Here is a 25,248-nt window from a genome sequence, read left to right on the forward strand (position 1 = left end):
TAACCGACTATAGAAGAGGGAGCCGCCGGGCAGTCAAAAGAAAACCCGCGCCGGGCGGACCGACGCGGGATTTTTCCGCGATACAGAAAAAGACGCGCGCGCGACTTGGTCAGCCCTGGCGGGCCTTGAAGCGCGGGTTCTTCTTGTTGATCACATAGACGCGGCCCTTGCGACGGACGATCTTGCAGTCCTTGTCGCGCTTCTTGGCCGACTTCAGGGAGTTTACGACCTTCATGGCACGTCTGTTCCAGCGATAAAGTTGCGCGTCCGAGCCGGTTTTCCCGGCCCCGAAAGAGCGCGGAACATAGGGGGGTATGCGCCGCCTGTCAACCCGCCCAAAACCCTTTGATAAAAAAGTGAATACAGGAACGGGACCGATAGACAGGCGGCATCCCCGCCCCTAGGATGCCGCCCGGCGTTGCCGAAGAACCGGTGCTTCCCCAACCCGGCGACCAGAAGAAGTCGATGATCGAGTGGATCGAAAGTCACGGCGAGTGGTTCTACCTGATCACGTTCGTTTGGACCTTCTTCGAAGGCGAAACTTTCGTGATTTTCGCCGGTGTCGCGGCCCAGCTCGGCATTCTGCGGCTCGACTATCTGATCGCCTGCGCTTGGGTCGGCAGTTTTCTCGGTGACAATCTCTATTTCTGGCTCGGTCGGCGCTACGGCGATCGGCTGGTCGCGCGCTTTCCGCGCATCAAGCCCGGCACGGATCTCGCCATCCTGTGGCTCAAGAAATACAATACCGGCTTCATCCTGAGTTTCCGCTTCATCTATCTCGTGCGCAATTTCAGCTCGTTTGCCTGCGGCATGAGCGGCATCTACTGGCCGCGCTTCATGCTGCTGAATTTTATCGCCGCCGGCGTGTGGGCCACGACTTTCGCCGGAGCGGGCTATCTGTTCGGCGTAGTGTTCACGGAAGCCGCTCTGCCGATCAAGATCGGCGTCTTGTGCGTGTTCGGCAGCCTGATCGGCTACGCGATCTACATGCACCGCAAAAACAAGAAGACGACCGAAGCGCTGAAAGCGGCCGAAGCCGGAATTCCGCCGGCGCCCTAGAAACGCTAGGCCTTTTTGGCGGCCACGATCCGCACGACGCGCAGGTCGCCGCTGTCCATCGCCGCCAAGCGCCGCGCCCACAATTTGGCCTCGCCCATCAAAGCCTCGCCTTCAAGCGCTTCGAGCTGGCCGCGCGAAACGAGCCGGTCGATCTGCGCCCAGCCGACGAGGAGTTCGGCGCGGAACGCGGCCGTAAAATCCTCGTTGGCGGCAATCGCGAGGCCAGCCGCCTCGATCTGGGCGGCGAACTGCGCTTGCGTCGAAAGGCGCGGGGCCGTCGCCTCGCCAAGACGATAAGCGTCGAGGGCCGCCCCGTGCGCGTCTTCGCGCGCGATCGCCCAATCGAAGACGACGAGCTTGGCGCCCGGCTTCATGCCGTGGGCGAGGCGCGTGAGCAGCTTGGGCTTGTCCGAAATCAGCGAGAAAACGTTGCGTACGAGCACGCCGTCGTAGCGTTTGGGCTTGAAGCTGCCTTCGGCCACGTCGAGAAAGCCGATCGGGGCTTTGCTCTCGAGGCCGGCGGCACGCGACAGGGCAGCCCCGTTCTGCGCAAGCTCGAGCGACAGATCGTAGCCTTCCATCCATGCCCCGCTTGCTTGCGCAAGCGCACGCGTGCCGCCCCCGAGCCCGCAGCCGAGATCGAGGCCGATCGCGTCGCGGGCCAGCGTCAGCGGGACCGCCAGCTTCAGCACGAAATCGACGGCACCCGGAAACGTGAAACCGTCGCCCCACACGAGTTGGGCTACCTTGATGCGTTCGCGCGACCACTGGTCTTTGACCACGACCTTGCCGGTCATTGGCGGCTTGATCGGATCGGGGTGTGCCGCCTCTTGTGCGGAAACCGGTTCGGCCTGCTGCCCTGCCGCCGCCGGCTTGTCGTATTCGTAGCCTTCCCACCAGGCATGAAGGCGCGCGCGCAATTCGGGCTTCAGGATCTTGCCCGACTCCTTTTTGGGCGGATCGGCCATCGTCAATCGACTTCGCGAATGCCGTCGCGCGGCGGTGCGAAACGCGGGCGCGCACCGCCCGTGCCCAAGCCAAGTGCAATGAGCTCGCCCGCCTCGTCGAACGTCAGCAGCACCACGTCGCCCGCAGGGTTGCGCGCCTCGACGCGGTAGCAGCCTTCGACCAAGGTCATCTTTTCGAAACCGACGAAGCCCATGTCGAGCAGCCGGTCGGTGACCTTGTTGACGGTCGCGCGCTCGAAGCCCGACGCTTTGCACGACGGACCGTCGGACGGCGGGGTCTGCGCGACCGCCGCCGCAGCTGCCATGCACAAAACGATAGACAGAAAGAAACGACGCATAGCGCCTAGCTTAGCACGCCGCTGGCCGCCGCCGCGATAACGGCGGCGGCGGCAAAACAGCCCGCGAACAGGCTGCGCCCGAACAGAACATACGTGCCGAGCGCCGCTGCACATGCGCCCAAACGCACCACGAGTGCGATCTCGCGCAGTTCGCCAGACGGAAACACGACGAGCCGTACGACCAAGGCCGCCAGAATCGCGTAGGCGACGGCGGCGAACCATTCGAACAGCAGCCCGTTGGGATCGAGCCTGCCGCCGACCGCCACGCCGAAGCCGCGCCAGAAATACGTCGCCGCTGCGGCCGCCACCGCCGCCCCGTAGAGCCCGAGTTCCGCACTCATCGGCGCACCATCGCATAGCGGTAGAGTGCTGCGAGCGTGCCGCCGCCAAGACCCGCGATCAGCAGGCTCCATTCGGGGCTGTAGAGATGGGCGGGCACGCACAGCGCCCCCCCCGTCAGCAATGCGACAAGCCGCGTGGCGTCGCGGGCGCCCTGCGTGCTCTGCAAAAACAGCAGCAGGAAATAGACCGGATTCAAAAACACCAGGGCGAGCGTGAGCGACACCGGCAACTCGGCCGCCGCATAGAACCCCACGACCGTGCCGACAAGCGAGGCCGACCACAGCACGAGCGAGCAGCCGATGAACCAGCTCAAACGGTCGCTTCGCGCCATGTTCGGCGCTTGCGCCATCGTCATTGCCCAGCACGTGACGGCCACAAAAAACGCCGACGCGTAGAGCCGCCACGCCGGCCGGCCAGGGGCTGCCACCAGCGGCATCATCGCAACCGTCATCGGCGCCAAGCGCATATTGGCAAGCCCGACCGCCAGCATGATCGCAAGCACGCCGGATCCAGCGAGGTAAAGCTCGACCAGCACCACCTGCCCCGGCAAGGCCCAGGCCGTCAGCGTGTTGAACAGGGCGAATTCGAGGCTGAGTTCGTGCGCACCCACAAGCGAGCCGAAGCCGACATACGAGGCTCCGAGCACAAGGGCCGGCGCCAACGCCGCCGCGCGTACGCCCGCAAACAAAGCGCCGCGCGGCCCAAGTTCGGGCGGCGTGATGTCGTCCCTCACCTGCGTCAATACGGCCCCGTCGGTTTGGCGGGGGCGGCGTTCTGGCCGCGCAGGGCGGCAAGGAACTCGGTGGCGCGGCTCACCATCATGCCCATGTCCGACGCGACCGCGACGTAGCTGTAGCCCATCGCGATGAACTTGCCGACCATGTCGGGATTGGGGCCGACGATGCCGCAGGGTTTTCCGAGCTTCCTGGCTTTGGCGGCGCACTCGGCCAAAGCGGCTTGCACGTTCGGGTGTGCGATGTCGCCCAGATGGCCCATGGCGCCCGACAGATCGCCGGGGCCGACGAACAAGGCGTCAACGCCTGGGACTGCTGCAATCTCGTCGATGCGCGATGCTGCGGCCGGCGTTTCGATCTGGCAGATCACGCAGATCTCGGCCGACGCGTTCTTGAGATAGCCGGGTACTGTGCCGTAGCGCGAGCCGCGATGCACGGCGGCTATGCCGCGAATGCCGTCAGGCGGATAGCGCGTGGCGGCCACCGCGCGGGCGGCTTCGTCGGCGTTTTGAATCATCGGGAACATCAGCGTCTGCGCGCCGATGTCGAGCGCACGCTTGACCGGGACCGCGTCGTTCCAGGGGATGCGCGTCACGGCCGAGGCGCCCGTGCCGGCCACGGCCTGCAGGGAGGCGTAGGTGCGCTCCCAATCGAGCGGCACGTGCTCCATGTCGATCACGAGAAAATCGAAGCCCACACAGCCCAAGGCCTCGGCCGTGGTCGTCCCGCCCGACATGATCCAAGTGCCGACCATCGGCGGTACGCGCAGCAGGTTCTGCTTGAAGAGGTTCTTGGGCATATCCATCAGAAAATCTCCGGTTCGGGCACTGGTGCGCCCTGTTCGAGGAAATCGAAATCCGCACCGTCGTTGGCCTGGCCGATATGGCGTTCGAGCAGCACGCCGTAGCTGCGCGCATAGCGCAAGGGCGGCGGGGCCCAAGCGGCTTTGCGGCGCGCAAGCTCGGCGTCCGACACGTCGAGATGCAGGCGGCGCGCTTCGACATCGAGCTCGATGAAGTCGCCATCCTGCACGAACGCAAGCGGCCCGCCGACATGCGATTCAGGGGCGACATGCAGCACGCAAGTGCCGTAATGCGTGCCGCTCATGCGCGCGTCGGACACGCGCACCATGTCGCGCACACCCTGCGCCAAAAGTTTTTTGGGGATTGGCAAAGCACCCCATTCGGGCATGCCAGGGCCGCCCTTGGGACCCGCACCCTGCAACACAAGCACGCTGTCGGCATCGACCGGCAAGGCGGGATCGTCGATGCGTGCGGAGAGATCGGCGTGGTTCTTGAACACGACCGCGCGTCCGCGATGTTTGGCCAAACGCGGATCGGCGGCCGAAGCTTTGATGACCGCCCCGTCGGGAGCGAGATTGCCGCGCAGCACGGCGATGGGCGCACCCTTCGTGACAGGATTGGCAAGCGGGCGGATCACGTCGGCGTCCCACACTTTGGCGCCTGCGACGTTCTCGCCCAGCGTCTTGCCGTTGACCGTGCGGCAATCGAGGGCGAGCCGGTCCTGCAATTGCGCCAGCAAAGCGGGCAGGCCGCCTGCGAAGAAAAAATCTTCCATCAGATTGTCGCCGGCCGGGAACACGTTGGCGAGCACTTGCGTTTCACGGCCTGCCGCGTCGAACGCGTCGAGATCGAGCTTCAAGCCCGCCCGACGCGCGATGGCCACCACATGTACGACCGCATTGGTCGACCCGCCCAACGCCATTAGTGTTACGAGCGCGTTCTGCAAAGCGCTTTGCGTGAAAATGTCGGCGGGTTTGAGGTCTTCGGCGATCATGGCGACGATGCGTTCACCCGCTGCGTGCGCCATGCGGGCATGGCCCGAATCCGACGCGGGAATCGACGACGCCCCCGGCAGCGTGAAGCCGAGCGCTTCGGCGATCGCCGTCATGGTCGAGGCGGTCCCCATCGTGTTGCAGGTACCGATCGTGCGCGTCATGCGGCTTTCGAGTTCGATCCAATCCTCCGGGCTGATTTTGCCCGCGCGCAGCTCGTCCCAGAATTTGCGCGTGTGCGTCCCCGCCCCCACCTTCTGGCCGCGCCAGCGCGCGTTCGACATCGGGCCTGCGGGCACGTAGATCGCCGGCAAGCCCATCGAGATTGCCCCCATCAGCAGGCCCGGCGTGGTCTTGTCGCAGCCGCCGAGCAGCACGGCCCCGTCGATCGGGTGCGAACGCAAGAGCTCCTCGACCTCCATCGCCAGAAAATTCCGGTACATCATTGTGGTCGGCTTGACGATGACTTCGCCCAGCGACAGTGCCGGCAATTCGACCGGAAAGCCGCCCGCCTGCCAGATGCCGTCTTTGACCTTCTGCGCGCGTTCGCGCAGATGGATGTGGCACGGGCTCATCTCGCTCCAGGTATTGACGATCGCGACGACGGGCTTGCCCATGAAATCCTGGCGCCGGAATCCCATCTGCTGGGTGCGCTGGCGATGAGCGAAAGCGCGCATGTCGCTTGCCATGTACCAACGCGCGCTGCGCAATTGCTTCGCCGCCACCGTCTGCCCTCCCCCGGTATCGTTCGTTCGCGGCATCGTAACGAGGCGCGCGGCCGGGTCCAAGGAAAACGACCGGTCGATTTTTGCGGGGCCAATGACTATTGTGGCGCCGTTGCACCCAAAAACGGTCAAGCCCTCGAGAAGCAAACGTGCAAATCGATTTCACGCAATATCTGCGCGCCGAAACCCTGACCCGTGCCGCCGATACGCAAGCAGCCATCGTCTTCGAGACCGAGATCGGGCCGCTTGCGATCGCCAAACATGGCGGCGACTGGCGCTTGACCTTCGGCGTCTCAAGCCTTCCCGACTATGCCCTCGTCGACGCTTCGGCCTATGTGCGGCCCGCATGCGTCGAAACGGCACCGGGGCGCTATCGCCTCGGCGACGATTGCGAATGGCTCGAGATCACGAGCGCGCCCGTGCGCGTGCGCGTCGGCCGCAAGGGCTGGCTCGACGATCCGCTGACGTCGCTGACCGACGAACATTTCCGCGGCTGGACGCGCCTGCCCGCGTTTGCGCGCGGCCCCGAAGGCTGGCTTGCGGCCTTTGCACTCGACAGCGGCGAGCCGGTCTACGGGCTTGGCGAAAAATTTGGCCCCCTCAATCGGCGCGGCCAGTTCGTGACCAACCGCATCGAAGACGCGCTCGGCGTCAATACCGAGCTCTCCTACAAATCGATTCCGTTCCTGTGGGGTCTCAAGGCGGCGGGCGGCTGCTGGGGGGCGCTCGTGAACACGCCGGCACACGTGCACCATGCGGTCGGGTATCCGCAATGGTCGCATCGCAGCTACGCCGTGCTGTGCGAGGATGCGCAGCTCGATCTGTTTTTGCTGTGCGGGCCGGATCCAGCGCACGTGCTGGGGCGCTGCGCCGAGCTCACCGGCAAACCCGCTTTGCCGCCTTTCTGGTCGCTCGGCGTGTGGCTCTCGCGCGCCTATTACCGGACGGAAGCCGAAATCCTGGCCGCCGCCGACGAATGCCGCGCCTCGGGTTTTCCCGCCGACGTGATCACGTTCGACGGCCGCGCCTGGATGGTCGTCGAAACGCGCGCCACGCTCGACTTCGATCCCACGCGCTATCCCGATCCCAAAAAGACGATCGACAGACTCAAAGCGCAGGATTTCAAGATCTGCTGCTGGGAGTATCCGCTCGTTTCGATCCACAATGCCGAATATGCCGATCTGGAAAGGCGCGGCCTTTTCCTGCGCGAGGCCGACGGCAGCCCGCATGTCTACGATTGGGACGTGAAGCCCGGCACCTCGCCCTTCGGTGCGGTCCTCACGCCATTGCCGCCCTCGGGCATTCTCGATTTCACCAATCCCGAAGCGGTCGCGTGGTGGAAGGCGCGCCACGACCGGCTCTGGGCCTTGGGTGTAGACACGATGAAGACCGACTTCGGCGAGCAGGTGACGGACCGCGTCGTTGCGCACAACGGCGACAACGGGCGGCGCCTGCACAATGTCTATCCGCGCCTCTACAACCAAGCCGTATTCGAGGCGACCTCCGCCGCCAAGGGCCGCGAGAATGCCTGCGTGTGGGGCCGCGACGGCTGGATCGGCGCGCAGCGTTTCCCCGTGCAATGGGGCGGCGACCCGCAGACCGACTGGGAAGGCATGGCGGCATCCATCCGCGGCGGCCTGTCCTACGGGCTTTCGGGCGTGCCGTACTACTCGAGCGACGTCGGCGGTTTCTACGGCTCCAAGCAGCCCGAGCCCGAGCTCTATCTGCGCTGGATCGCAGCTGGCGTCTTCTGCTCGCATTTCCGCTTCCACGGCATCGGCATCCGCGAGCCGTGGAGCCTCGGCGACGAGGTCGCGCGCCATGCGCGCGCGTGGCTCGACCTGCGCTATCGCCTGCTGCCGTATCTGTGGGGCTGCATCGAGATCGCGACGCGCACGGGCCTGCCGGTCATGCGTGCGATGGCGCTCGCCTTCCCGCGCGATCGCGCGGCACGCGCCTTCGAAGAGCAATTCATGTTCGGGCCCTCGCTGCTGGTCGCACCCATTCTGAAGCCGGGCCATGCCGTGGAAGTTTGGCTGCCCGAGGGCGGCTGGTACGATTTCTGGACCGGCCAGCGCGTGGAAGGCGGGCGCATGCTGCGCATCCACAATGTGCCGCTCGACCGCTTGCCGGTCTATGTGCGCGAGGGCCATATCGTCGCACTGGGCCGTCCAGTTTCGCATACGGGCCAAATCGACCGCAAACATCCGATCGCGGAAGTGCGCGCCTACGGCATGCCGGCGAACGAGCCGGTCGCAGGCGACGGCGTGTTGTCGCTGCGCTTCGAGGGGCCGCGCGTCTATCTGTCGGGTGCGGGGGACGCGAGCTTGCGCCTCTACGACTGCACGGCCACGCGCGAATCGGCTGCGATCGCCTTCGGCCGATAGAGCGCCACGGCGTTTTCGTAGAAGGCTTTGCGCGAAAGTTCCGGCCCCAGCACGCCCGCGACGAGCGCCATGTCGGCCGGTTCGAACGGGCGGCGCGCGCGCGTGGACGGCATGTCGGTGCCGAACATCAGCGCGTCCGGGTTGGCGGCGGCGACCTTTTCCATCGCAATTTCGGGATCGACGAACACGCGCCCGAAGCCCGTAGCCTTGACCTTGGCCCCGGCCTTTGCCAGTGCCACAAGCCGTGCAAGGCCGCCTTCGCTCAAACCCAGATGGTCGATCACGAGCTGCGGCAAATCGCCGAGTGCGTCGATCTCGGACGGGCGCAAGGCCGCAAGGTCGGCATAGAGCTCGACATGCCAGCCGCACAATTTATGCACACGCCGCGCAAACGCCGAAATCGCCGCGAAACTCTCCGAGCCGCCGCGATGCTGGTTGAAACGCACGGCGCGCACGCCCGCCTCGTCGAGGGCCAGGAGCTCGTGGTCGAGCGTGGAGGCCGGCAGCTGCGTCACCCCCACAAAAGACGGTCCGAGCTTGGCCAAGGCCGCAACCATGTAATCCTGGTCGAACGCCTGGAACGAGCCCGACACGATCGCCCCGCCGACGATGCCGAGCGGGGCCGCGGCAGCACAATACTCCGCGGCCCCGAAGGCGGGCGGCAGATAGCCGTCGTTGGCGACAAGCGGGAAATGCGGATCGACGATGTGCAGATGCGCATCGAACACGGGACCAAAGCCAAGCGTCACGCCGACAACCTCGAAAACGAAAAAGCCACAGTTCCTTTCAGCGTCTCGCCGGGGGCGAGCACGACGGTGCCCGTATCGGCATGGCCCTTGGCCAACATGTTGAGCCCGTCGTTGCGGTTCGAAACGGGCTCGATGCAGAAAAACGGCTTGCCCGGCGGCACATAGACCACTAGATGGCCGAACACCGGATCGGCTGCAATGTCGAGTGCGAGATCCCATTCGGGCCACTCGATGCGCGCTTGGCCGGTCCAGCCGGCAAAACAATTGTCGAGCGACAAGGCGGCGACGAGTTTGCCCTCGGCCATGTTCCAGGCGGGCGGGACGGGATCGAGCGAGATCGGCATCATCGCCTCGTCGTTGCGCCACACGCCGGTGGTTGCCGCCACCACGCGGGTACCTGCGGCACGCTGAAAATACGGATGCAAACCAATTCCGGCCGGCATCGGGCTGGTTCCGGTATTGGCGATCTCCAGCGTCTGGGAAAAGCCGCCGTCGCGCGCCGCGAAGATCTGGCGTGCTTCGAAGGCGAACGGCCATTCGGCGACTTGGTTGCCGGTCGCGGCGTGCACGAGCCGCAGCGTCGCGTTCGCGTCGTCGGCCGATTCGACGTCCCACGCGCGCTGCCAGCCAATACCGTGGATCGAATGCGGATGGCTGCCGAAATTGGGCGCCAAGCGATAGCGCTTGCCCGCGAAATGCAGCGTGCACTCGCGCATGCGGTTGGAATAAGGCAGCAGCGCAAACGAACCCGCCAGGCGCACGTCGCGTGCGGCCAAGGCTGCGTCGGACATGCGACGCAGCGGCTCGATGCCGCCAGGCGTGGCCTCGCTCGGCCAGCCAAGATGGAGCCCCGCAAGCGCACCACCGACTTCGGGGGCGATGTCGAGCGCAAATGCGCCCGCGCGTAAGGTCAAAAGGCCCGAGATGACGGCGGACGAAGTTTGCGGCACGATCCGATTCCAGAGACGATTGGTCCGAAGACAGTTGAAACGAAGCACGAAGTCTAGCGCAAAAACGGGGGGAACGGCATGTCCGGATACGCGATCTATCCAAGCCTCAAGGGACGCGGCGTTTTCGTGTCGGGCGGCGGCTCCGGGATCGGAGCAAGCTTCGTCGAGCATTTCGCCGCCCAAGGGGCGCATGTCGCCTTTGTCGATCTGGCCGAAGACGCCTCGGCCGCCCTCGTCGACAGAATCGCGGCGGCGGGCCATCCCAAACCCTTTTTCCAGCGCTGCGACGTGACCGACACAGCCGCCTACCAGAGTGCGATCGCGGCTGCGAACACGGAAGTTGGGCCACTGCGTGTGCTCGTCAACAATGCCGCGCGCGACGACCGCCACAAAATCGACGACGTGACGCCCGAATACTGGGAGAAGTGCCTTGCGGTCAATCTGAAGCACCAGTTCTTCGCGATCCAGGCGGCGGCCCCCGCGATGCGCGAAGCGGGCGGCGGCTCGATCGTGAATATGGGGTCGGTATCGTGGATGCGGTCGCGCGACATTTTCATCGGGTATGCGACGTCCAAATCGGCGATCAACGGCATGACGCGCAGCCTCGCGCGCGAGTTGGGACCTGGCAATATCCGCGTCAATTGCCTGGTACCCGGTGCCATCGTGACCGAACGCCAGACCGCCTTGTGGCGCAATCCCGAGGAGGATGCGCGGTTCTTCGAACTGCAGTCGCTCAAGTTTCGCTTGGGCCCGCAGCATTGCGCGCGCCTGGCCTTGTGGCTCGCCGCCGACGATTCCGACGGCTGCACGGGCCAGAACTTCATCGTCGATGGCGGGCTCGTGTAGGCGAGGTTGCGTGCGGTTGCGCGAATCAGGCCAGTCCAATAGGGTCGAACCCCGATCCTCGCCACAAGGTCGCCTTACACGTGAACGAGCCGCGCAAGAAAAAATCGCTATCGCCGATTCTCGATCAGATCGCCTATGGCGGATCGTCGGTGGCGCTCAACCTCATTCGGCTGACGGCCCTGGCGCGCGACCGGCACATGTTCCGCCAGGAAAGCCTCAACCGCACCGTAATCTTCAAATACCCGAATTTCGAACAGCAGATCGCCGAACAGCCGGCCGCCCCGCCGCCGAGTGCTGCAAAGCCAAGCGCGCCCAAGCCCGCACCGGCCCCCAAGCAAGCCGAGCCGCCGGCGCCGCCCGCACCCGAGCGGCCCATCGAAACCGCGATCTACGTGCCGTACGATTCCGAGCAGATCGGGGCTGGTGGCTACGGCATCTATCTGCGCCAGCGCGAATTCGAACGGCTGCTCAAAGACCATGTCGGCATCGATTTCGAAACCAAGAGCGAGGCCTTCGAGCGCGACGTCGCGATTCTGCGCACGATCGACTCGGTGCCCTCGCTTGATCCGTTCCTGCTCAAGAGCGCGTTGCTCAAATACAGCGCCGACATCCATCCCGCCTATTTCGCGATCTCGGAAGCCGAAGAAGAGAGCATCAAGGGTCTCATCGCCAGCAAGGTCAATCCGATCGTGGCGCGCGCCCTCGGCCTTAAGGACGTCGCCGACGTCAACGAGCGCTCGCAGCGCTTCCTGCAGGCTTTGTGGGATCCCTCGATGCCGGAGGCCAAGCTGTTCGTGTCCGCCTTCGGCATTTCGGGCGACCAGGCGTCGCTGATTTTTGAAGGCTGGAAGGGTGTCACGTTCTACGAGCATACGTTCACGCGCAACCTGCACCAGGTCGCGGGCGTGCTGCGCTGGCTCACCTCGCCGGACGCCACGCCGCTCGATATCCGCGAATTCAAGCACTACAAAGACCAGCAGGACATGTTCCGCCAGGCGGTCGTGAAAAAGCTGCGCAATCTGATTTCGAACGTGAACGGCATCTTCGCCGAATACACCGAATGCCACGGACAGTTCCTGCACGGGGGCGACGCCAAGCCGTTCCGCAATTTCCTTGCGGGCGTCTACCGGCGCTACTGGGTGCTCGGCTACTGCTCGATGGCCGTCTTGCACACCTGCAACATCCACGAACGCTTCATGCGCGAGGCGATCCAGAATCGCCTGCGCTTCGAGCAGATCGAAGACATGCTGAAGCGCATGGATGCCTCGCTCTCGAGCCAGGCGAACGCGTCGATTTAGGCACCTTCGCGCGCCGCCACGATCTCGATCTCGACCTTGAATTCAGGCCGCGTGAAGCCGCCCACCATCATCAGCGTCGAAGCGGGCGGCGGATAACCTTCGAACCAGCGGTCGCGCGCGTCCATGTAGGGCTTGAAGTCGTTGCGGTCGAGCACGAAGGCGTTCACGCGCACGACGTTCGAGCGATTCATGCCGGCGCCTTTGAGGATCGCGTCGAGATTGGCGAAGATGAGATCGCATTGCGCATCGATGCCTTCCGGCACCGAGCCGTCCTTCGCGATCGCGAGCTGGCCCGAGCTGAACAGCAGCCGGCCCGGCATGTCGACGGCGATGCCGTGCACGTAGCGCGCCAGCGGGGCGGCAAGTTCGGGCGGGGTCAATCTCTCCATGTCGCGTGCACTCCCTGGCGTCGATGCGGGGAAGCGACTATATAACGGCCGACTTCGAAAAACAGGGAGCGACGGCAGATGGCGCAGGCATGGCGGTGGTGGCTCGACATGACGACCGAGGATTTCCGCGGTCTCGACCCTTCGAAAACGGTGGCTTTGCTGCCGGTCGCGGCGGTCGAACAGCACGGGCCACATCTGCCCGTGTCGGTCGACGCCACGCTCAATCGCGGCATCGTCGAAGCCGCGACCGCGCATTTCGAGCCCGATCTCAAAGTGCTGATCCTTCCGCAGACCGACATCGGCAAATCGAACGAGCATCTGGCGTTTCCGGGCACGCTGTCTTTCTCCGGCGAAACCTTGATCCGCATCTGGACCGAGATCGGCGAATGCGTGCACCGCGCGGGCATTCGCAAATTCGTGATGTTCAACAGCCATGGCGGCCAGCCGCAGATCATGGACATCGTCGCGCGCGATCTGCGCGTGCGCCTCAAGATGGCGGCGGTCGCGGCCTCGTGGTGGGCCTACGGTATGCCCGAGGGCCTGTGGCCGACGCCGGAAATGAAATTCGGCATCCATGCGGGCGGTGTGGAAACCTCGATGATGATGCATCTCGCCCCGCATACGGTGCGCGGGGACAAGATCGCCAATTTCAAGCCGGGCCAGCTCGATCTCGCCGAACATTTCAAGCTGCTGACCTACACAGGCTCGAGTGCGCTTGCCTGGCAGAGCCAGGACCTGCATCCGTCGGGGGCCGTCGGCGACGCAACCGACGCGGATGCGGCGCGCGGGGCGAAAGTCGTCGACCATGCCGCGCGCAAGCTTGCGTCCCTACTGGCCGAGGTGGCACGCTTCCCGCTTGACCGCATCAAGGACTACGCGTAACGGGTCTTCCCATGCCGCGCTTTCGCGACCAATCGCTGATCCCGACCGAAGCCGTGCGTTTGACGGCCTTGGGCGAATTGGCGCGCGCGGAAATGAGCTTGGGTGCTTTGTCGGCGGCCGTGCGCGGCTTCGTCTCCAGGCTCATGGGCCCATCGCTCGACGTTTTGGGCCTGTCGATCGAACAGCTGCGGTACGAAGACCTCGTCGAGCCGCGCGGCAAGCGGGCCGGGCCGGGGCAGAGCCTGTCGGCCGACACGGTGCTGGCCCTCACCGACAAGGGCCGCGAAAAACTGTGCGACATGCTACGCAGCCCCGTGCGGGCACCCATGACCGATCTTTCCAAGATGGTCGTCGCCCTCAAAATGCGCTTTCTCGATCTTCTGCCCGAAGAAGATCGGGGTCCCCAAGTCGAGCAGCTCGTCGAAATGGCCGAGATGGAAATCGCCAGGCTGCAGGACCTTGCCGCACGAAACGCCGACGGTCTCTTGGGCGAATGGCTCGCGCACGACATCGGCGAAGCCATGCGTTGGCGCGACTGGTATCGCGACCATCTGGCGAAGCTCTAAGGCGACGAAACGCGCGCCGGCGCATCCTTGTCCCAACCGATCGCTTCGCGCAGCGCCACGCACAGCAGCACGATCGCCAGTCCCGGCCACAGCATCAAAGTCGGTTGGTCGAACATCATCAGCCGATATTCGAACAGCATCGCCCCCCAGTCGGGCCGGCTCGAATCCGCCCCCAACCCCAGAAACGCAAGCGCCGAATACGCGATCACGATGCGCCCTATCTTGGCGCCGAGATAGGCGAGTTGGGTGTCGAGAATGGCCGGCAGCACGTGGCGGCGCAGCAGATGCGCCGAGCCCGCCCCGAGTGCGGTCGCAGCCCGAACATAGGTTTCGCCGCGCGCCCGTTCGGCAAGGCCGAAAGCCAGCAGCGCATGCGGCCCCCAAGCCCCCGCCGCCAGGGCCAATCCCACGACAAGCGTACCGTTGCCGAACATGGCGACGATCGCGATCGCCGCGACAAGGTTCGGCACCACGCTCGCGAATTCGGCCGTCCGCAGCAGGACAGCACGCGCAAATCCCTGCAGCGACGACGCCAGAATGCCCACCGCCATGCCGACGCCGATGCACACGCTCGCGACGATCGCAACCGCCCCGAGCGTGTTTGCGAACCCGACCAAGATGCGCGACAGCACGTCGCGGCCCAAATGGTCGGTGCCCATCGGATGGGTCCACGACATGCCGACATTGCGCAGCGTCAGATCGACTGCATCCGGCGCGTAAGGCTGCCAGAGCGCAGCAACGGCGGCGAGTGCCGCGAGGCTCGCCAGCAGGGCCGGCGAACGGCGCACGCCCGACGGCCTATGGTGCGACATCGCAAAACCCGCCTGGTGCGACGAGGCGACGCGCCAAACGCGCCGCGAGCGAGGCCAGCAGCATCCAGGCGACCGCGACCATAAAAAACGCCTGCAGCACGAAAAAATCGCGCACCGCAATACTGTCGACGACGAACTGGCCAATGCCGGGCAGGCCGAAAACGGTTTCGACGACGGCCGTGCCCCCGACGACGGTGCCCGCCTCGGCAGCCGCCGTCGAAAGCAACCCAAGCGCTGCATAGCGTCGCCCTTGCTGGGCGACGACGCGCGCGCGCGGCGCACCGCGTGCAAGGGCGGCGCGCACATAGTCGCTGCGCGCCACCTCGCGCAGGCCCGCGCGATAGACCTGGGCGAGCGGACCCAGCACGGCCAGCGCCACTACGGCGATCGGCAGCACATAGCGCTGCGGTCCCGCCTCGAACAGCGCGATCGCGCGCAGCTCGACCGCAAATACCCAGATCAGCAGGCAGCCGAGCCAGAATCCGGGTACTGCCTGCGCGCCGAGCGTGGCCGCGTCGAGCACGCGGTCCTGCCAGCCGTGCGGGCGCGCGGCCGCCGCCTCGGCGAGCGGTCCTGCGACGCCAAGCGCCAGCGCAAACGCGCCGAACCCCACCGTCAGCGTGACCGGCAGACGTGCGGCGAATTCCTCGAAGATCGGGCGGCCGGTGCGGAAGCTTGTGCGCCAGTCGCCCGCCAAAAAATCGCCGAGCCACGCCGCATATTGTCCCGGCAAACTGCGGTCGAGGCCCCATTGCGCATGCAGGGCCGCCACGGTCGCAGGATCGGCCGCCTGGCCCTGCGCCAGCAGCAGCAGCACGGCCGGATCGCCGGGCATTGCGCGCACGATGAAAAAAGCGAGTGCCGAGGCGGCCAGCAGATGAATTGCCGCGCGCCCAACCTCGCCCAAAATGCGGCCCAACGCCGTTCAGTCGCGCGCGCGCAGATCGGCGCGCACGATGTAGTAGTCCGACGGATAGGGCACGTAGTCGGCCACGCGCGCCGACAGCCCGACATGCCAGACCGGCGTCATCAGATAGACGACGGGCGCTTGCGCGAAGACCAGCGCTTCGGTCGCGCGCACGGCTGCGATGCGCGCGGCCGGCGCGTCGGTCGTGCGCAGCCGGTCGAGGGCTGCGTCGATGCTTGCGTCGGCGATGCCGGTGAAATTGGTCGGCCCTTGGCTGCGCAGATACTGCTCGAGCACGTAGGCGCCGTCGCCGCCGGGGGCCGCATGCATCGCCCAAAAAGCCATTTCGAAGCGCTTGGCCTGCAACTGCGGCGTGATCGCCTCGCTCGTTTCGAGGCGCACGCGAAAGCCGAGCCGCTCGAGTTGGGCGCGCAAGACCGGGGCAAGTGTGACGAAATCTGGGCGTTGCGGATAGGCGGTCAGTACGAATTCGAGTGGGCGGCCGTCTTTGAAGCGCTGGCCGTTCGCTCCCGCGATCCAGCCTGCCGCGTCGAGCAGACGTGCTGCCTCAACCGGATCGGTCAGGCGCCTTTCGGGCGTCGCGAACGGGAAGAAGCGCGGATACATGCCGGTCGCGACTTCGCCGCCGCGCACCGCTTCGACCAGCTGCGCGCGGTCGACGCCAAGATCGACAGCACGGCGCACGCGTACATCGTCGAAGGGTGCGCGCGCCGTGTTGAGAAACGCCATGTACTGGTAGGCGACCGGCGTCGATTTGACGCTGAGGCCGGCACGGCGCGCGAGCCGCGGCAGCGTTTCGACCGCAAGATTGAACGCGATGTCGATCTCCCCGCTTTCAAGGCCCAGCGCCAAGGTCTGCGTGTCGGCAACGCGCCGCACGACAACGGGCGGCCGCGCGGCCGGCACGCGATAGTGCGGATTTGGCTCGAGGCGCAGCAATTCGCCGCGCCGATACTCGACCGCGCGATAGGGACCGGTGAAATGGAACCGTTCGCCCGCGACGCGGTAGACGACAAGCGGAAATTCGGCCAGCACGCTGTCGGCCGCAGCCAGCGGCAATTCGGTGCGCAGACGCACGGCATGCGCGCCCAGAATATCTATTTCGACGTGCCCGGTCTGCGCGCGCGCGCGCGGATTTTCGCGCGTCGAGCGCACGAACGCGTCGCGCAAGGCAGCCGCATCGAACGGGCTGCCGTCGCCGAAGCGCACGTCGTCGCGCAGCTCGATGCGCCAGGCCTCGCCGTCGCGTACCACGCTGCGCGCGAGGTTCGGCACGATGCGGCCCTCGCGGTCGACCGTGAACAAAGTTTCGGCCAGCCCGTGCGACTGCAAGGCCCAGCCCGCACTGCCCTGCGCTGGATCGAGCGATTCGGCGATGAATGTCTGCCCGACGACGACGGGCCGTTGCGCCAGGGCCGGCGCTGCGGCGACGAACGAAAGAAAAGCGAGAAAGAGCAGACGGATCATTTTGCGTCTCCGAATTGGGCTTCGATATGCACGGACGTATCGACCAAAGGTCCGCACCAGCCGGGCGGCGGCACGCGCGCAAGGATGCCCGCACGCAAGGCCGCAGGACGCTCGAAGCGTTCCATGAGGCCGTCGGGACGGGCGAGGTAAAGCGCGAATGCGTCGGCGACGGCTTCTGCGTCGCGCAGTGCCACAAGGTCGCCGAACAGATAGGTGAAGCGCCCCGGTGCGCTGAACGCGACCGCACAAGGGCGTTTGCACTGGCTGATGCAGCGCACGTTACGGCGCACCGCATGCGGCGTCGCGCGCACAGCCAACGCGCGATCGACCGCTTGCGCCAGAATGGCGCCGGGCCGCGCACCCTCCGACTGGCTCCAGTCGGGCGGACGGCACAGCACACAAATGTCGAGAATCGGCGCGTCGAAAACACGCCTCGGCACAATGCCGTCGGAACAGTCGCTCATTGGTCGGCCTCGCGGCAACGCAGCACGTCGTCCGCGAACCAAAGCCGCTTGGCGTCCGGTTTCCCGAACGGCCTTTTGGCTCCATCGGGGCACCCCGCCCGACGTGTACGCGACGCGACTACACTCGCCGGCAGGTCTCCTGGCTTGCGGGTCTGGGCGGACGCGCCGCCTTCCCGGTTGCCCAGTGGCGAGATGACGCGCCGCTCGCCGCTTACAGTTGCGGGGGCAGCCGCAGAATCGGCGCGCAAACCGCGCCTCACTGCATTCCCTATCAATTCCCGAAGGAAACCGACGGATCGACGTTCGCAGACGTCAGGCATCGGCGTCAAGCGCGCGATCGACGACAAACACGAGGCGCGGTGCGCGCGGGCTCGCGGGCGGCGAGCGGTGCACATGGCCTGCCCCCGCGCGCGCAGGATCGGCTTCGCCACGAAAAAAACCGACGGCGTAGAGCGGCAAGCGCTTCACCTTCGTCGGATCGGGTACGATGCGCCGGTTGTCGCCGCAGCCCAAGGCCGCCCTGTCGACGTCGCCGTCCTCGACATATTCCGTGCCCCCGCCGGCATAGGTCGTGATCGCCCGCAGATCGACGACGTCGATATGGAAAAACTTGCAGCCCGGACCGACGATGCGCGCAAAGCGGAGTTTGAGGCGTGCAGCATCCGTGCGCGCGACATATGCGCGCGCAATATCGGCCATATCCGTTGCTAGCGCTGCGTCCGCGACGTGACGGGCAAGTGCGGCCGCGACGTCGTCGCGATCCGCCGGAAATTCGAACGACGGATCGGGACCGAAGCGAAGGGCCGCAACGGCGCGACGCACAGCCTCCGCCGGGCGGCGCAGATCGACGATCGGACCGCAGGCCTGAGAGTCGCCGCGCGAAATCCCGCCGATCGCACGCATGTTCGGCGCGCATGCGCCCATCGCACCATCCATCGAAACGCTCCTCGGCGCCGGGCGCCTTGAAATTTGTTATGTTATACTATAACTATCGTGGCCGCGAACAATGGTCAAGCTGCCGCGCCGCCGTCCGCGCGAAAAGGAGCGCTGAAATGTCCGAAATTCCCGTCACAGTCCTGACCGGCTATCTGGGAGCCGGCAAAACCACGCTGCTCAACCGCATCCTCGGCGAAGACCACGGCAAGAAATACGCCGTCATCATCAATGAATTCGGCGAAGTCGGCATCGACAACGAAATCGTGGTCGGCGCCGACGAAGAGATATTCGAGATGAACAATGGCTGCATCTGCTGCACGGTGCGCGGCGATCTGGTGCGCATCATCGGCGGTCTAATGAAACGCGCGGGCAAGCTCGACGGCATCATCGTCGAGACGACCGGTCTTGCCGATCCGGCACCGGTCGCGCAGACGTTTTTCGTCGACGACGAGGTGCGCGCCAAGACCCGGCTCGACGCGATCGTCGCGGTTGCCGATGCGCGTTTCCTGATCGACCGGCTGGCCGACAGCCACGAAGCGGAGGAGCAGATCGGGTTTGCCGACGTGGTGCTGCTGAACAAGATCGACCTTGTCTCCCCCGCCGAACTGGCGCAAGTCGAAGCGCGGATCCGCGCGGTCAACCCCTACGCAAAGCTGCACCGAACGCAGCGAAGCGAGATTGCGCTGTCCGATATCCTCGATCGCGGGGCCTTCGACCTCGGCCGCATTCTGGCGCTCGAACCGGATTTTCTCGAAAGCGACCACGCGCACGAACACGATGCGGCGATCGGTTCGGTCAGCGCCGTCGTGGACGGCCCCGTGGACGTCGAAAGATTCCAGAAATGGATCGGCGGCGTGCTTGCGGCACAGGGCCAGGCAATCCTTCGGTCGAAAGGGATCCTTGCAGTCGCGGGCGCCGACCAGCGTTTCGTCTTCCAAGGCGTGCACATGCTTGCCGACAGCGCATGGGGCAAGACTTGGCAGCGCAACGAGGCCCGCGTCTCGCGCCTGGTCTTTATCGGCCGCGATCTCGACGCGGCAGCGCTCAAAAGCGGCTTTGCGGCCTGTGCCGCCTAAAGCAGCTGCCTTCTGACGGTCGCGTCGCCGATATCGGCGTCGCATAGCTGGCAGCTGCCACCCGCGGCCTCGAGGCGCACGGCGTTCCACAAAACGTCACAATTCCGAAACCCGGCGAGAACACGCGCGTGGCAAATCCGTTGGATGCGCGCCCGGACTGGACGCGCCGAAACGGAGAAAAATTATGCGCAAACCCATCGCAGCACTTGCTGTTGCCGCGGCATTGGCCGTCGGCGCCGTCGACGCCCAAGCCCAGGATCGTCTGGTCATTGCCGGGCGCGACGCCGCTTTCGGCACCGCCCTCGCCCGGATGGTCGAGGCCTACCAGCAGCGCAACCCTTCGGTTCGCATCGAACGGCTCGAATTGCCCGGCGGCCCGCTCTACGAGCGCATCGCCCTCAATGCCCGCGAACGCGCGCGCGCCCTCGACGTGGTGATGCTCGACGACATCTGGGCGCCCGAGTTCATGGCCAACAACTGGCTCGCCGACCTCGACCGCCTGGGCGGCGTTCCGGGCACTTTCGTGAAGTCGGCCGACGCCGTGTCGCGCAATCCGGTCGGCACCGGCCCGCGATTTGCAGCCCCGATGGTCGGCAATGTCGCGATGTTCGCCTATCGCGCCGATCTGCTCGCCAAACACGGGCTGCAGGCGCCGCGCAGCTGGACCGAAGTCGCCGCCGTCGCGCGCACGATCCAAGAGCGCGAACCGGGTGTGGCGGGTGTGGCGTTCCGCGGCATTCGCGGCAACCCGATCGTCACGGGCTTCCTACCGATTCTGGGCGCTTTCGGCGGCGAAATCATCGACTCGCAAGGCCGCGCTGCCCTCGATTCGCCCGCAGCTCTTGCGGCACTCGAACAGTTTCTGGCCTTGCGCCCGCTCGCACCGCGCGGCGTGGAAACCTGGAACGCGACCGAGGTGCGCGAAGCGATGGAACAGGGCCGCATCGCGATGTCGGCCGAGTTCTGGCCCGGCTGGGCCGGCACGCTCGACGACGCGTCGCGTTCGCGCGTGGTCGGAAACGTCAACCTCGTTTCGCCGCCGGGTCAGACGCGGGGGCCTGCCCCCATGCTCGGCGCCTGGATGCTCGGCGTCGCCGCCGACAGCCCGAACGCCGCACGCGCGCTCGACTTCATCCGCTTCGTCGTGTCGGCGGAAAACCAGAAACGCATTGCGATCGAGACCGGCAACCCGCCGACCTTGGCCGCACTCTATGCCGACGCCGATTTGGTGCGCCAGTTCCGCTGGTATCCCGCACAGCTTCAAGCACTCGAGAACGCGGTCGCACGCCCGCGCATCGCGCAGTGGAACCGCGTCGAAGCGATCTTGGGCGAGCATCTGCAGATGGCGCTCGTCGGCCAGGCGCAGCCACGCGAAGCGCTCGCCGAAGCCAACCGCGAAATCCAGCGCGCGATCGCGCGCTGAGACGGAACGGGAAGCGGACCGGGCTGCGGCAGACGTCGCCGCCCGGCCTCGCATCGCTTCGCTCGATTTAGTCGGATGCGCGCGCTAAACCGCCCCTGGCTGCTGCTCGTACTGCTTGCACCGGCGGCTGCACTTTTTTTGCTGCTGACCGTTTACCCGTTGGCGCGCGTGTTTTTGCTGTCGTTTGCGGCAAGCGACCACGGCTTCGAAGGTGCCCGGTTCGTCGGCCTGGAAAACTACGCCGAACTTCTGCAAGGGCGATCGTTCCGCCGGGCGGCCTGGAACACGGCTTTTTTCGCCCTCGTCGCGACGGTCGCCGAAGTGTTGGTCGGTCTGGGCCTCGCCCTGCTGCTCGACCGCGCTTTTGCGTTTCGGCGCGCGCTGACCCTGGTGGTCCTGGCGCCCTATGTGCTCTCGACGATCGTCGTCGCGGCGATCTGGCGCGCCTGGTTCCACTACGATGTCGGGTTTCTGAACAACACGCTACGTGCCCTTGGACTCGACGGCGTGCCGTGGCTTTTCGACCCGAATATCGCCTTGCTGTCGATTGCCCTGGCCGATGTCTGGCAGAACGCGCCCTTCTGCTTTCTTATCCTCTATGCGGGCTTGCGCTCGGTCCCGCCCGAGCTCTACGAAGCGGCGCGCATAGACGGTGCGGGCGCATGGCTGCGCTTTCGCGACATAACCCTGCCGCTGCTGCTCCCCTATCTGTTCGTGGCAGCCCTGATGCGCACGCTCGACGCCTTCAAGCTGTTCGACAAAGTCTACGCCATGACCGGCGGGGGTCCCGGCAACGCGACCGAAACCCTGTCGATGCACGTGCATCGCCTGGCCTTCCGCTTCTTCGACATCGGGCTCGCGAGTGCGGCGGCCGTCGCGATGATCCTCGTGGCGGGCACGCTCGGCGCTGCATACGCCGTACAGCTGCTGCGGTCGGAGGCTCGGTGATGGACAATGACCGGCCTGCGGGGCTTGTTCGCGTAGTCTCGGCGTTTGCCGTCGCAGCCCTGTTCGCCCTGCCGCTCGTCTGGGCATTGGCGACGTCGCTCAAACCGTCGGGCGAGTATGTTTCGGCGTCGGCGGCATTGCTGCCGCGCGAATTCACGCTGATGCACTACGAGGCGCTTGCGGACTCGCGCGTCTGGCGCTTGGCGCTGAACAGTCTCGCCGTCACGCTCGGCACCACGGCGCTGGCGCTGGCTGCCGCCCTGCCGGCCGCTTACGCGCTCGCGCGCTTCGACTTTCCGCACCGCCTCGACGCGCTCTTCCTTGCCTTCGTGCTGCTCGTGAAGCTCACGCCGCCGATCGTGCTCGCGGTTCCGCTCTACCAGGTGCTGCGCACGCTCGGCCTGCTCGACACGCTGGCCGGGCTCGTTCTCGTCAACCAGATCTACGCGATGCCATTCGCACTCTGGATGCTGCTGGGCTTCGTTCGCGACGTACCGTTCGTCTACGAAGAAGCGGCCGCCATCGACGGTGCCGGTCTCGCACGGCGGATCGTCCAGATCGTGATCCCGATCCTGGGGCCGGGGCTCGCCGCAACCGGCGTGCTGGTGGCGATCGCGGCCTGGAACGAGTTTCTCTTCGCGTTCCTGTTCCTGCAGTCGCCCGCGAATTTCACGCTGCCGACCTATGTCGCCACGCGCATCAACGAGGACGAAACGCTGTGGGGCCAGCTGTCGGCGATCGGCGTTCTAGCGTCGCTGCCGATCCTGGCGCTGATCGGCTTTGTGCATCGCGCGCTGTCGCGCGGCTTTGCGGGCGGACTGAACTGAACTGAAAGCCGCTTCGGCCAAACTGCCTAAAGCAGCTGCTGGCCACCGGTCACAAAAATTTCGCTGCCCGTCACGTAGCCGAAATCGGCGTCGCACAGCCGGTAGATGACGCCCGCCACCTCGGCCGACGTGCCCATGCGATGCATCGGGATGCGCGTGATCAAGGGTTCGTAGTCGGCCGAGATCATTTCGGTTTCGATCTCGCCGGGGGCGACGGCGTTCACGCGTACGCCCAGCTGCGCGAACTCGACCGCCATCTCGCGCGTGAGGCCGGAGAGGGCGGCCTTCGACGTCGAATAGGCCGAGCCCGCAAACGGATGCGCGCGATGGCCCGCGATCGAGGTGATGTTGACCACGGCCCCCTTGGCGCGCGCCAAAGCGCCCGCAAAGCCGCGCGCGAGTTCCAGAGGCGCGAAAAAATTGAGCTCGAACACCCCGTACCAGCCCGCGATTTCGCCGTGCAGCACGCCGAGGCGCTCTTTGTAGGTCGTCTTGGGGCTGATGCCGGCATTGTTGACGAGCGCATGCAGCGGTCCGTCGCCGAGGATCTCGGCGACCTCGGCCACGAAGCGACGGCGCTCCTCGGGCTTCGACAGGTCGCACGGGATGTGGTCGGTCCAATTCGGATCGAACCGGCAATTGGCCGGCACATCCTCGCGCGAACAGGTGATGAGCCGCCAACCCTCGGCGGCAAAACGTTTGACGGTGGCATGGCCGATGCCCTTGGAGGCTCCGGTCAGAACGATCGTGCGCGATTCTGTCATGGCAGACAGGTTAGCGGCTGCCGCCGCAGATGGCTAGCGCACGGAAACGATGCGGAACGGCCGTGCGACGCCGTCATGCTCGGTGATCGTCACGTACTCGCCCGGCACAAACGCATGCCGGTCGAACTTGAAGATGGGTTCGTCGTCCGCGTCCCCGCGCGCATAGGAGAAGGACCAACGCCCGTTTGCGTGCACAAGCAAGCCGTGCTCGTCGGCCGCACCGCGCCAGTAGCGGCGCACGGTGCAAAGCTGGCGCAATTCGGCCCAGCGGGCGGCATCGAAGTTTCCGTGCGCGTCGAGCGGGGCGGCGAATTCGTAGCCGCACGCGGCGTCGCCTGCGGGCGACTCTTTCGTGCGCGCAAGTTCGAGCTGGATATGTTTGAGCGGCATGGGGCGTTTATCCTGTCTTGGCGGCGTTGTTTTCGGGGTGGGTGTCGCAGAAATGGCGAATCGTCGCGCGCAATTCGGCCGCGCGCGCAAAATCGCCGCGCGCACTCGCGGCTTCGAGCTCGTCCAAGATGAGCCGCTTCAGGCGCTGCGAGCCGTCGGGCAAATGGACCAGCCAATTGCCGAGCTCGAGAGCCGCAATCTGGGACAGACGCTCATGATCCGCGATCGCGCGGATCTCGTCGGCCGTCAGGTCGGATAACGCAAGACAATCAATCCAAGCGAGCATTGTACGCCTCCATCGTTCGATGTGGCTGTCCGGTGTCGCTTCTTGCTAAGGGCTAGTGCGCCATCAGCACCGGCAGATCGGCATGCTGCAGAATGTGACGCGTGACCCCGCCGAACACGAGCTGGCGCAGGCGACTGTGCGTGTAGGCCCCCATCACGAGCAGGCCGCAGCCGTGTCGGCGCGCTTCGGCCAGCACATGCGGGCCTGCCTGGATGGTCGGCACGTCGGCACGCGCGATTTCGATCTTGAGGCCCTGGCGCGCCATATAGGCTTCGAGCGGCTTGGCGTCGTTTTCGGCGACGTTTTTGCCCGCGACGATCGCGACGATCTTGGCGGCCCCCGCCATGAAAGGCAGGCCTGCCCCCAACGCGCGTGCGGCCTCGCGGCTGCCGTTCCAGGCAAACGCAATCGGCTTGCTCAAATCCGTCGGGCCGGCAGGCGGTGCGATCAACACCGGGCGGCCGGTTTCGAGCAAAGCCGTTTCGAACGCGACGGTTGAGGCGATGGCTTCGTCCTCGATCGGGCGCGGCAGCACGATGAGGTCGCTGAAGCGCCCATTGTGCATGATCGAATCTTCCTCGGAGCCGGACGGCTCGACCAAAGCGCTCGACACGCCCGCCTCTTTCGACCAGCTCTCGAAATGCGCGCGGGAAGCGGCACTGCGGCGTGCCAGATCCTTTTCTGCCGCGACGACGATCTGCTCGACGAGCGCGCCCGAAGCGCCCTCGCCCACGAACGGGATTGCGTCGCGCGGGTCGCCCGCCGCGTGCAGCGCGTCGACATGGCCCGCGAATTTGCGCGCAACAGCCGCCGCACATTCAAGTGCGCGCAGGTCCGACGCGGTTCCGGCCAAAGGCACCAAGAGATGTTTGTAGGGCATGTGCGTTCTCCCTCTTCTT

At 65.7% G+C, this 25,248-nt stretch carries 29 protein-coding genes and 1 riboswitch; of the genes, 10 read left to right on the plus strand and 19 right to left on the minus strand.

Features of this window, described 5'->3' with window-relative positions; all coding sequences use genetic code 11:
* Window positions 1-109: 109 nt before the first annotated feature.
* Window positions 110-235, minus strand: coding sequence for a type B 50S ribosomal protein L36 (gene ykgO, locus O9320_02790; GenBank protein MCZ8309751.1), 126 nt, complete (start codon window positions 233-235; stop codon window positions 110-112).
* A 230-nt stretch (window positions 236-465) separates the two neighbouring features.
* Between ykgO and O9320_02795 the strand changes: the two genes are divergently transcribed.
* Window positions 466-1,059, plus strand: coding sequence for a DedA family protein (locus tag O9320_02795; GenBank protein MCZ8309752.1), 594 nt, complete (start codon window positions 466-468; stop codon window positions 1,057-1,059).
* A 5-nt stretch (window positions 1,060-1,064) separates the two neighbouring features.
* On the opposite strand, the gene O9320_02800 is transcribed toward O9320_02795, so the two are convergent.
* The 6 genes from O9320_02800 to araD are packed head-to-tail and all read right to left on the minus strand — an operon-like array spanning window position 1,065 to window position 5,961.
* Window positions 1,065-2,027: a methyltransferase domain-containing protein gene (locus O9320_02800; GenBank protein ID MCZ8309753.1), complete on the minus strand. Its 963-nt coding sequence runs from the start codon at window positions 2,025-2,027 to the stop codon at window positions 1,065-1,067.
* 2 nt (window positions 2,028-2,029) lie between these two features.
* On the minus strand, window positions 2,030-2,332 hold the full coding sequence (locus tag O9320_02805; protein ID MCZ8309754.1) for a hypothetical protein: 303 nt from the start codon (window positions 2,330-2,332) through the stop codon (window positions 2,030-2,032).
* Window positions 2,333-2,370: 38 nt separating this feature from the next.
* Window positions 2,371-2,706 (minus strand): AzlD domain-containing protein, encoded by a 336-nt coding sequence (locus O9320_02810; protein MCZ8309755.1) that lies wholly within the window; start codon window positions 2,704-2,706, stop codon window positions 2,371-2,373.
* Window positions 2,703-3,440 (minus strand): AzlC family ABC transporter permease, encoded by a 738-nt coding sequence (locus O9320_02815; GenBank protein MCZ8309756.1) that lies wholly within the window; start codon window positions 3,438-3,440, stop codon window positions 2,703-2,705. Before O9320_02815 ends, O9320_02810 begins: the two co-directional genes overlap by 4 nt.
* 5 nt (window positions 3,441-3,445) lie before the next feature.
* Window positions 3,446-4,246: an aldolase/citrate lyase family protein gene (locus tag O9320_02820; GenBank protein MCZ8309757.1), complete on the minus strand. Its 801-nt coding sequence runs from the start codon at window positions 4,244-4,246 to the stop codon at window positions 3,446-3,448.
* Entirely contained in the window at window positions 4,246-5,961 is a 1,716-nt protein-coding gene (araD, locus tag O9320_02825) for an L-arabinonate dehydratase (GenBank protein MCZ8309758.1), read from the minus strand. Before araD ends, O9320_02820 begins: the two co-directional genes overlap by 1 nt.
* 149 nt (window positions 5,962-6,110) lie before the next feature.
* Here araD and O9320_02830 point away from each other — a divergent pair, with 149 nt between their 5' ends.
* Entirely contained in the window at window positions 6,111-8,348 is a 2,238-nt protein-coding gene (locus tag O9320_02830; GenBank protein ID MCZ8309759.1) for an alpha-xylosidase, read from the plus strand.
* Here O9320_02830 and O9320_02835 read toward each other — a convergent pair.
* Together O9320_02835 and O9320_02840 are read right to left on the minus strand one after the other, a co-directional pair.
* Window positions 8,297-9,097, minus strand: coding sequence for an amidohydrolase family protein (locus O9320_02835; protein ID MCZ8309760.1), 801 nt, complete (start codon window positions 9,095-9,097; stop codon window positions 8,297-8,299). The genes O9320_02830 and O9320_02835 overlap by 52 nt on opposite strands.
* Window positions 9,094-10,047: an aldose 1-epimerase gene (locus O9320_02840; protein MCZ8309761.1), complete on the minus strand. Its 954-nt coding sequence runs from the start codon at window positions 10,045-10,047 to the stop codon at window positions 9,094-9,096. The genes O9320_02835 and O9320_02840 overlap by 4 nt, the downstream gene beginning before the upstream one ends.
* A 78-nt stretch (window positions 10,048-10,125) precedes the next feature.
* Here O9320_02840 and O9320_02845 point away from each other — a divergent pair, with 78 nt between their 5' ends.
* Window positions 10,126-10,893: an SDR family NAD(P)-dependent oxidoreductase gene (locus O9320_02845; protein MCZ8309762.1), complete on the plus strand. Its 768-nt coding sequence runs from the start codon at window positions 10,126-10,128 to the stop codon at window positions 10,891-10,893.
* An 80-nt stretch (window positions 10,894-10,973) separates the two neighbouring features.
* Entirely contained in the window at window positions 10,974-12,191 is a 1,218-nt protein-coding gene (locus O9320_02850) for a hypothetical protein (protein MCZ8309763.1), read from the plus strand.
* Here the strand turns inward: O9320_02850 and O9320_02855 are convergent.
* Complete coding sequence (locus O9320_02855; GenBank protein ID MCZ8309764.1) at window positions 12,188-12,580, minus strand: RidA family protein; 393 nt, start codon at window positions 12,578-12,580, stop codon at window positions 12,188-12,190. The genes O9320_02850 and O9320_02855 overlap by 4 nt on opposite strands.
* 78 nt (window positions 12,581-12,658) lie before the next feature.
* On the opposite strand from O9320_02855, the gene O9320_02860 reads away from it, so the two are divergent.
* Together O9320_02860 and O9320_02865 are read left to right on the plus strand one after the other, a co-directional pair.
* A complete protein-coding gene (locus O9320_02860; GenBank protein MCZ8309765.1) occupies window positions 12,659-13,462 on the plus strand; it encodes a creatininase family protein in 804 nt (267 codons plus the stop codon).
* 11 nt (window positions 13,463-13,473) lie between these two features.
* Window positions 13,474-14,028, plus strand: a complete 555-nt coding sequence (locus O9320_02865; GenBank protein ID MCZ8309766.1) for a hypothetical protein — start codon at window positions 13,474-13,476, stop codon at window positions 14,026-14,028.
* On the opposite strand, the gene O9320_02870 is transcribed toward O9320_02865, so the two are convergent.
* The 5 genes from O9320_02870 to O9320_02890 form a co-directional block, all read right to left on the minus strand.
* Window positions 14,025-14,840 carry an ABC transporter permease gene (locus O9320_02870; protein ID MCZ8309767.1) on the minus strand — a complete coding sequence of 272 codons (816 nt, stop codon included), beginning with the start codon at window positions 14,838-14,840 and terminating at the stop codon, window positions 14,025-14,027. The two genes, O9320_02865 and O9320_02870, sit on opposite strands and share 4 nt — an antisense overlap.
* The gene (locus tag O9320_02875) at window positions 14,827-15,759 is read right to left on the minus strand and encodes an ABC transporter permease (GenBank protein MCZ8309768.1); all 933 of its coding nucleotides are present in this window, start codon (window positions 15,757-15,759) and stop codon (window positions 14,827-14,829) included. The genes O9320_02870 and O9320_02875 overlap by 14 nt, the downstream gene beginning before the upstream one ends.
* Before the next feature lie 6 nt (window positions 15,760-15,765).
* Window positions 15,766-17,235: an ABC transporter substrate-binding protein gene (locus O9320_02880; protein ID MCZ8309769.1), complete on the minus strand. Its 1,470-nt coding sequence runs from the start codon at window positions 17,233-17,235 to the stop codon at window positions 15,766-15,768.
* A complete protein-coding gene (locus O9320_02885; GenBank protein ID MCZ8309770.1) occupies window positions 17,232-17,699 on the minus strand; it encodes a DUF1636 domain-containing protein in 468 nt (155 codons plus the stop codon). Before O9320_02885 ends, O9320_02880 begins: the two co-directional genes overlap by 4 nt.
* 111 nt (window positions 17,700-17,810) lie before the next feature.
* Window positions 17,811-18,007: riboswitch (cobalamin riboswitch) on the minus strand.
* Between the two features lie 4 nt (window positions 18,008-18,011).
* Complete coding sequence (locus O9320_02890) at window positions 18,012-18,635, minus strand: DUF1826 domain-containing protein (GenBank protein MCZ8309771.1); 624 nt, start codon at window positions 18,633-18,635, stop codon at window positions 18,012-18,014.
* Between the two features lie 116 nt (window positions 18,636-18,751).
* On the opposite strand from O9320_02890, the gene O9320_02895 reads away from it, so the two are divergent.
* The 4 genes from O9320_02895 (at window position 18,752) to O9320_02910 (ending at window position 22,909) form a co-directional block, all read left to right on the plus strand.
* Window positions 18,752-19,711: a GTP-binding protein gene (locus O9320_02895; protein ID MCZ8309772.1), complete on the plus strand. Its 960-nt coding sequence runs from the start codon at window positions 18,752-18,754 to the stop codon at window positions 19,709-19,711.
* Window positions 19,712-19,895: 184 nt separating this feature from the next.
* Window positions 19,896-21,134, plus strand: a complete 1,239-nt coding sequence (locus O9320_02900; GenBank protein MCZ8309773.1) for an extracellular solute-binding protein — start codon at window positions 19,896-19,898, stop codon at window positions 21,132-21,134.
* Window positions 21,135-21,209: 75 nt separating this feature from the next.
* Window positions 21,210-22,082, plus strand: coding sequence for a sugar ABC transporter permease (locus O9320_02905; protein ID MCZ8309774.1), 873 nt, complete (start codon window positions 21,210-21,212; stop codon window positions 22,080-22,082).
* Window positions 22,082-22,909: a carbohydrate ABC transporter permease gene (locus O9320_02910; protein ID MCZ8309775.1), complete on the plus strand. Its 828-nt coding sequence runs from the start codon at window positions 22,082-22,084 to the stop codon at window positions 22,907-22,909. Before O9320_02905 ends, O9320_02910 begins: the two co-directional genes overlap by 1 nt.
* Before the next feature lie 26 nt (window positions 22,910-22,935).
* Here O9320_02910 and O9320_02915 read toward each other — a convergent pair whose 3' ends face one another.
* From O9320_02915 to O9320_02930, 4 genes are read right to left on the minus strand one after another with little or no spacing between them, the layout of a single operon-like run.
* A complete protein-coding gene (locus O9320_02915) occupies window positions 22,936-23,673 on the minus strand; it encodes an SDR family NAD(P)-dependent oxidoreductase (protein ID MCZ8309776.1) in 738 nt (245 codons plus the stop codon).
* A 33-nt stretch (window positions 23,674-23,706) separates the two neighbouring features.
* A complete protein-coding gene (locus tag O9320_02920; GenBank protein MCZ8309777.1) occupies window positions 23,707-24,063 on the minus strand; it encodes a hypothetical protein in 357 nt (118 codons plus the stop codon).
* A gap of 7 nt (window positions 24,064-24,070) precedes the next feature.
* Window positions 24,071-24,349 (minus strand): hypothetical protein, encoded by a 279-nt coding sequence (locus O9320_02925; GenBank protein ID MCZ8309778.1) that lies wholly within the window; start codon window positions 24,347-24,349, stop codon window positions 24,071-24,073.
* Between the two features lie 52 nt (window positions 24,350-24,401).
* Complete coding sequence (locus O9320_02930) at window positions 24,402-25,229, minus strand: universal stress protein (protein MCZ8309779.1); 828 nt, start codon at window positions 25,227-25,229, stop codon at window positions 24,402-24,404.
* Window positions 25,230-25,248 lie beyond the last annotated feature (19 nt).

Source organism: Magnetospirillum sp. (assembly GCA_027532905.1).
In the GTDB taxonomy this organism is placed as follows: Bacteria; Pseudomonadota; Alphaproteobacteria; order CACIAM-22H2; family CACIAM-22H2; genus Tagaea.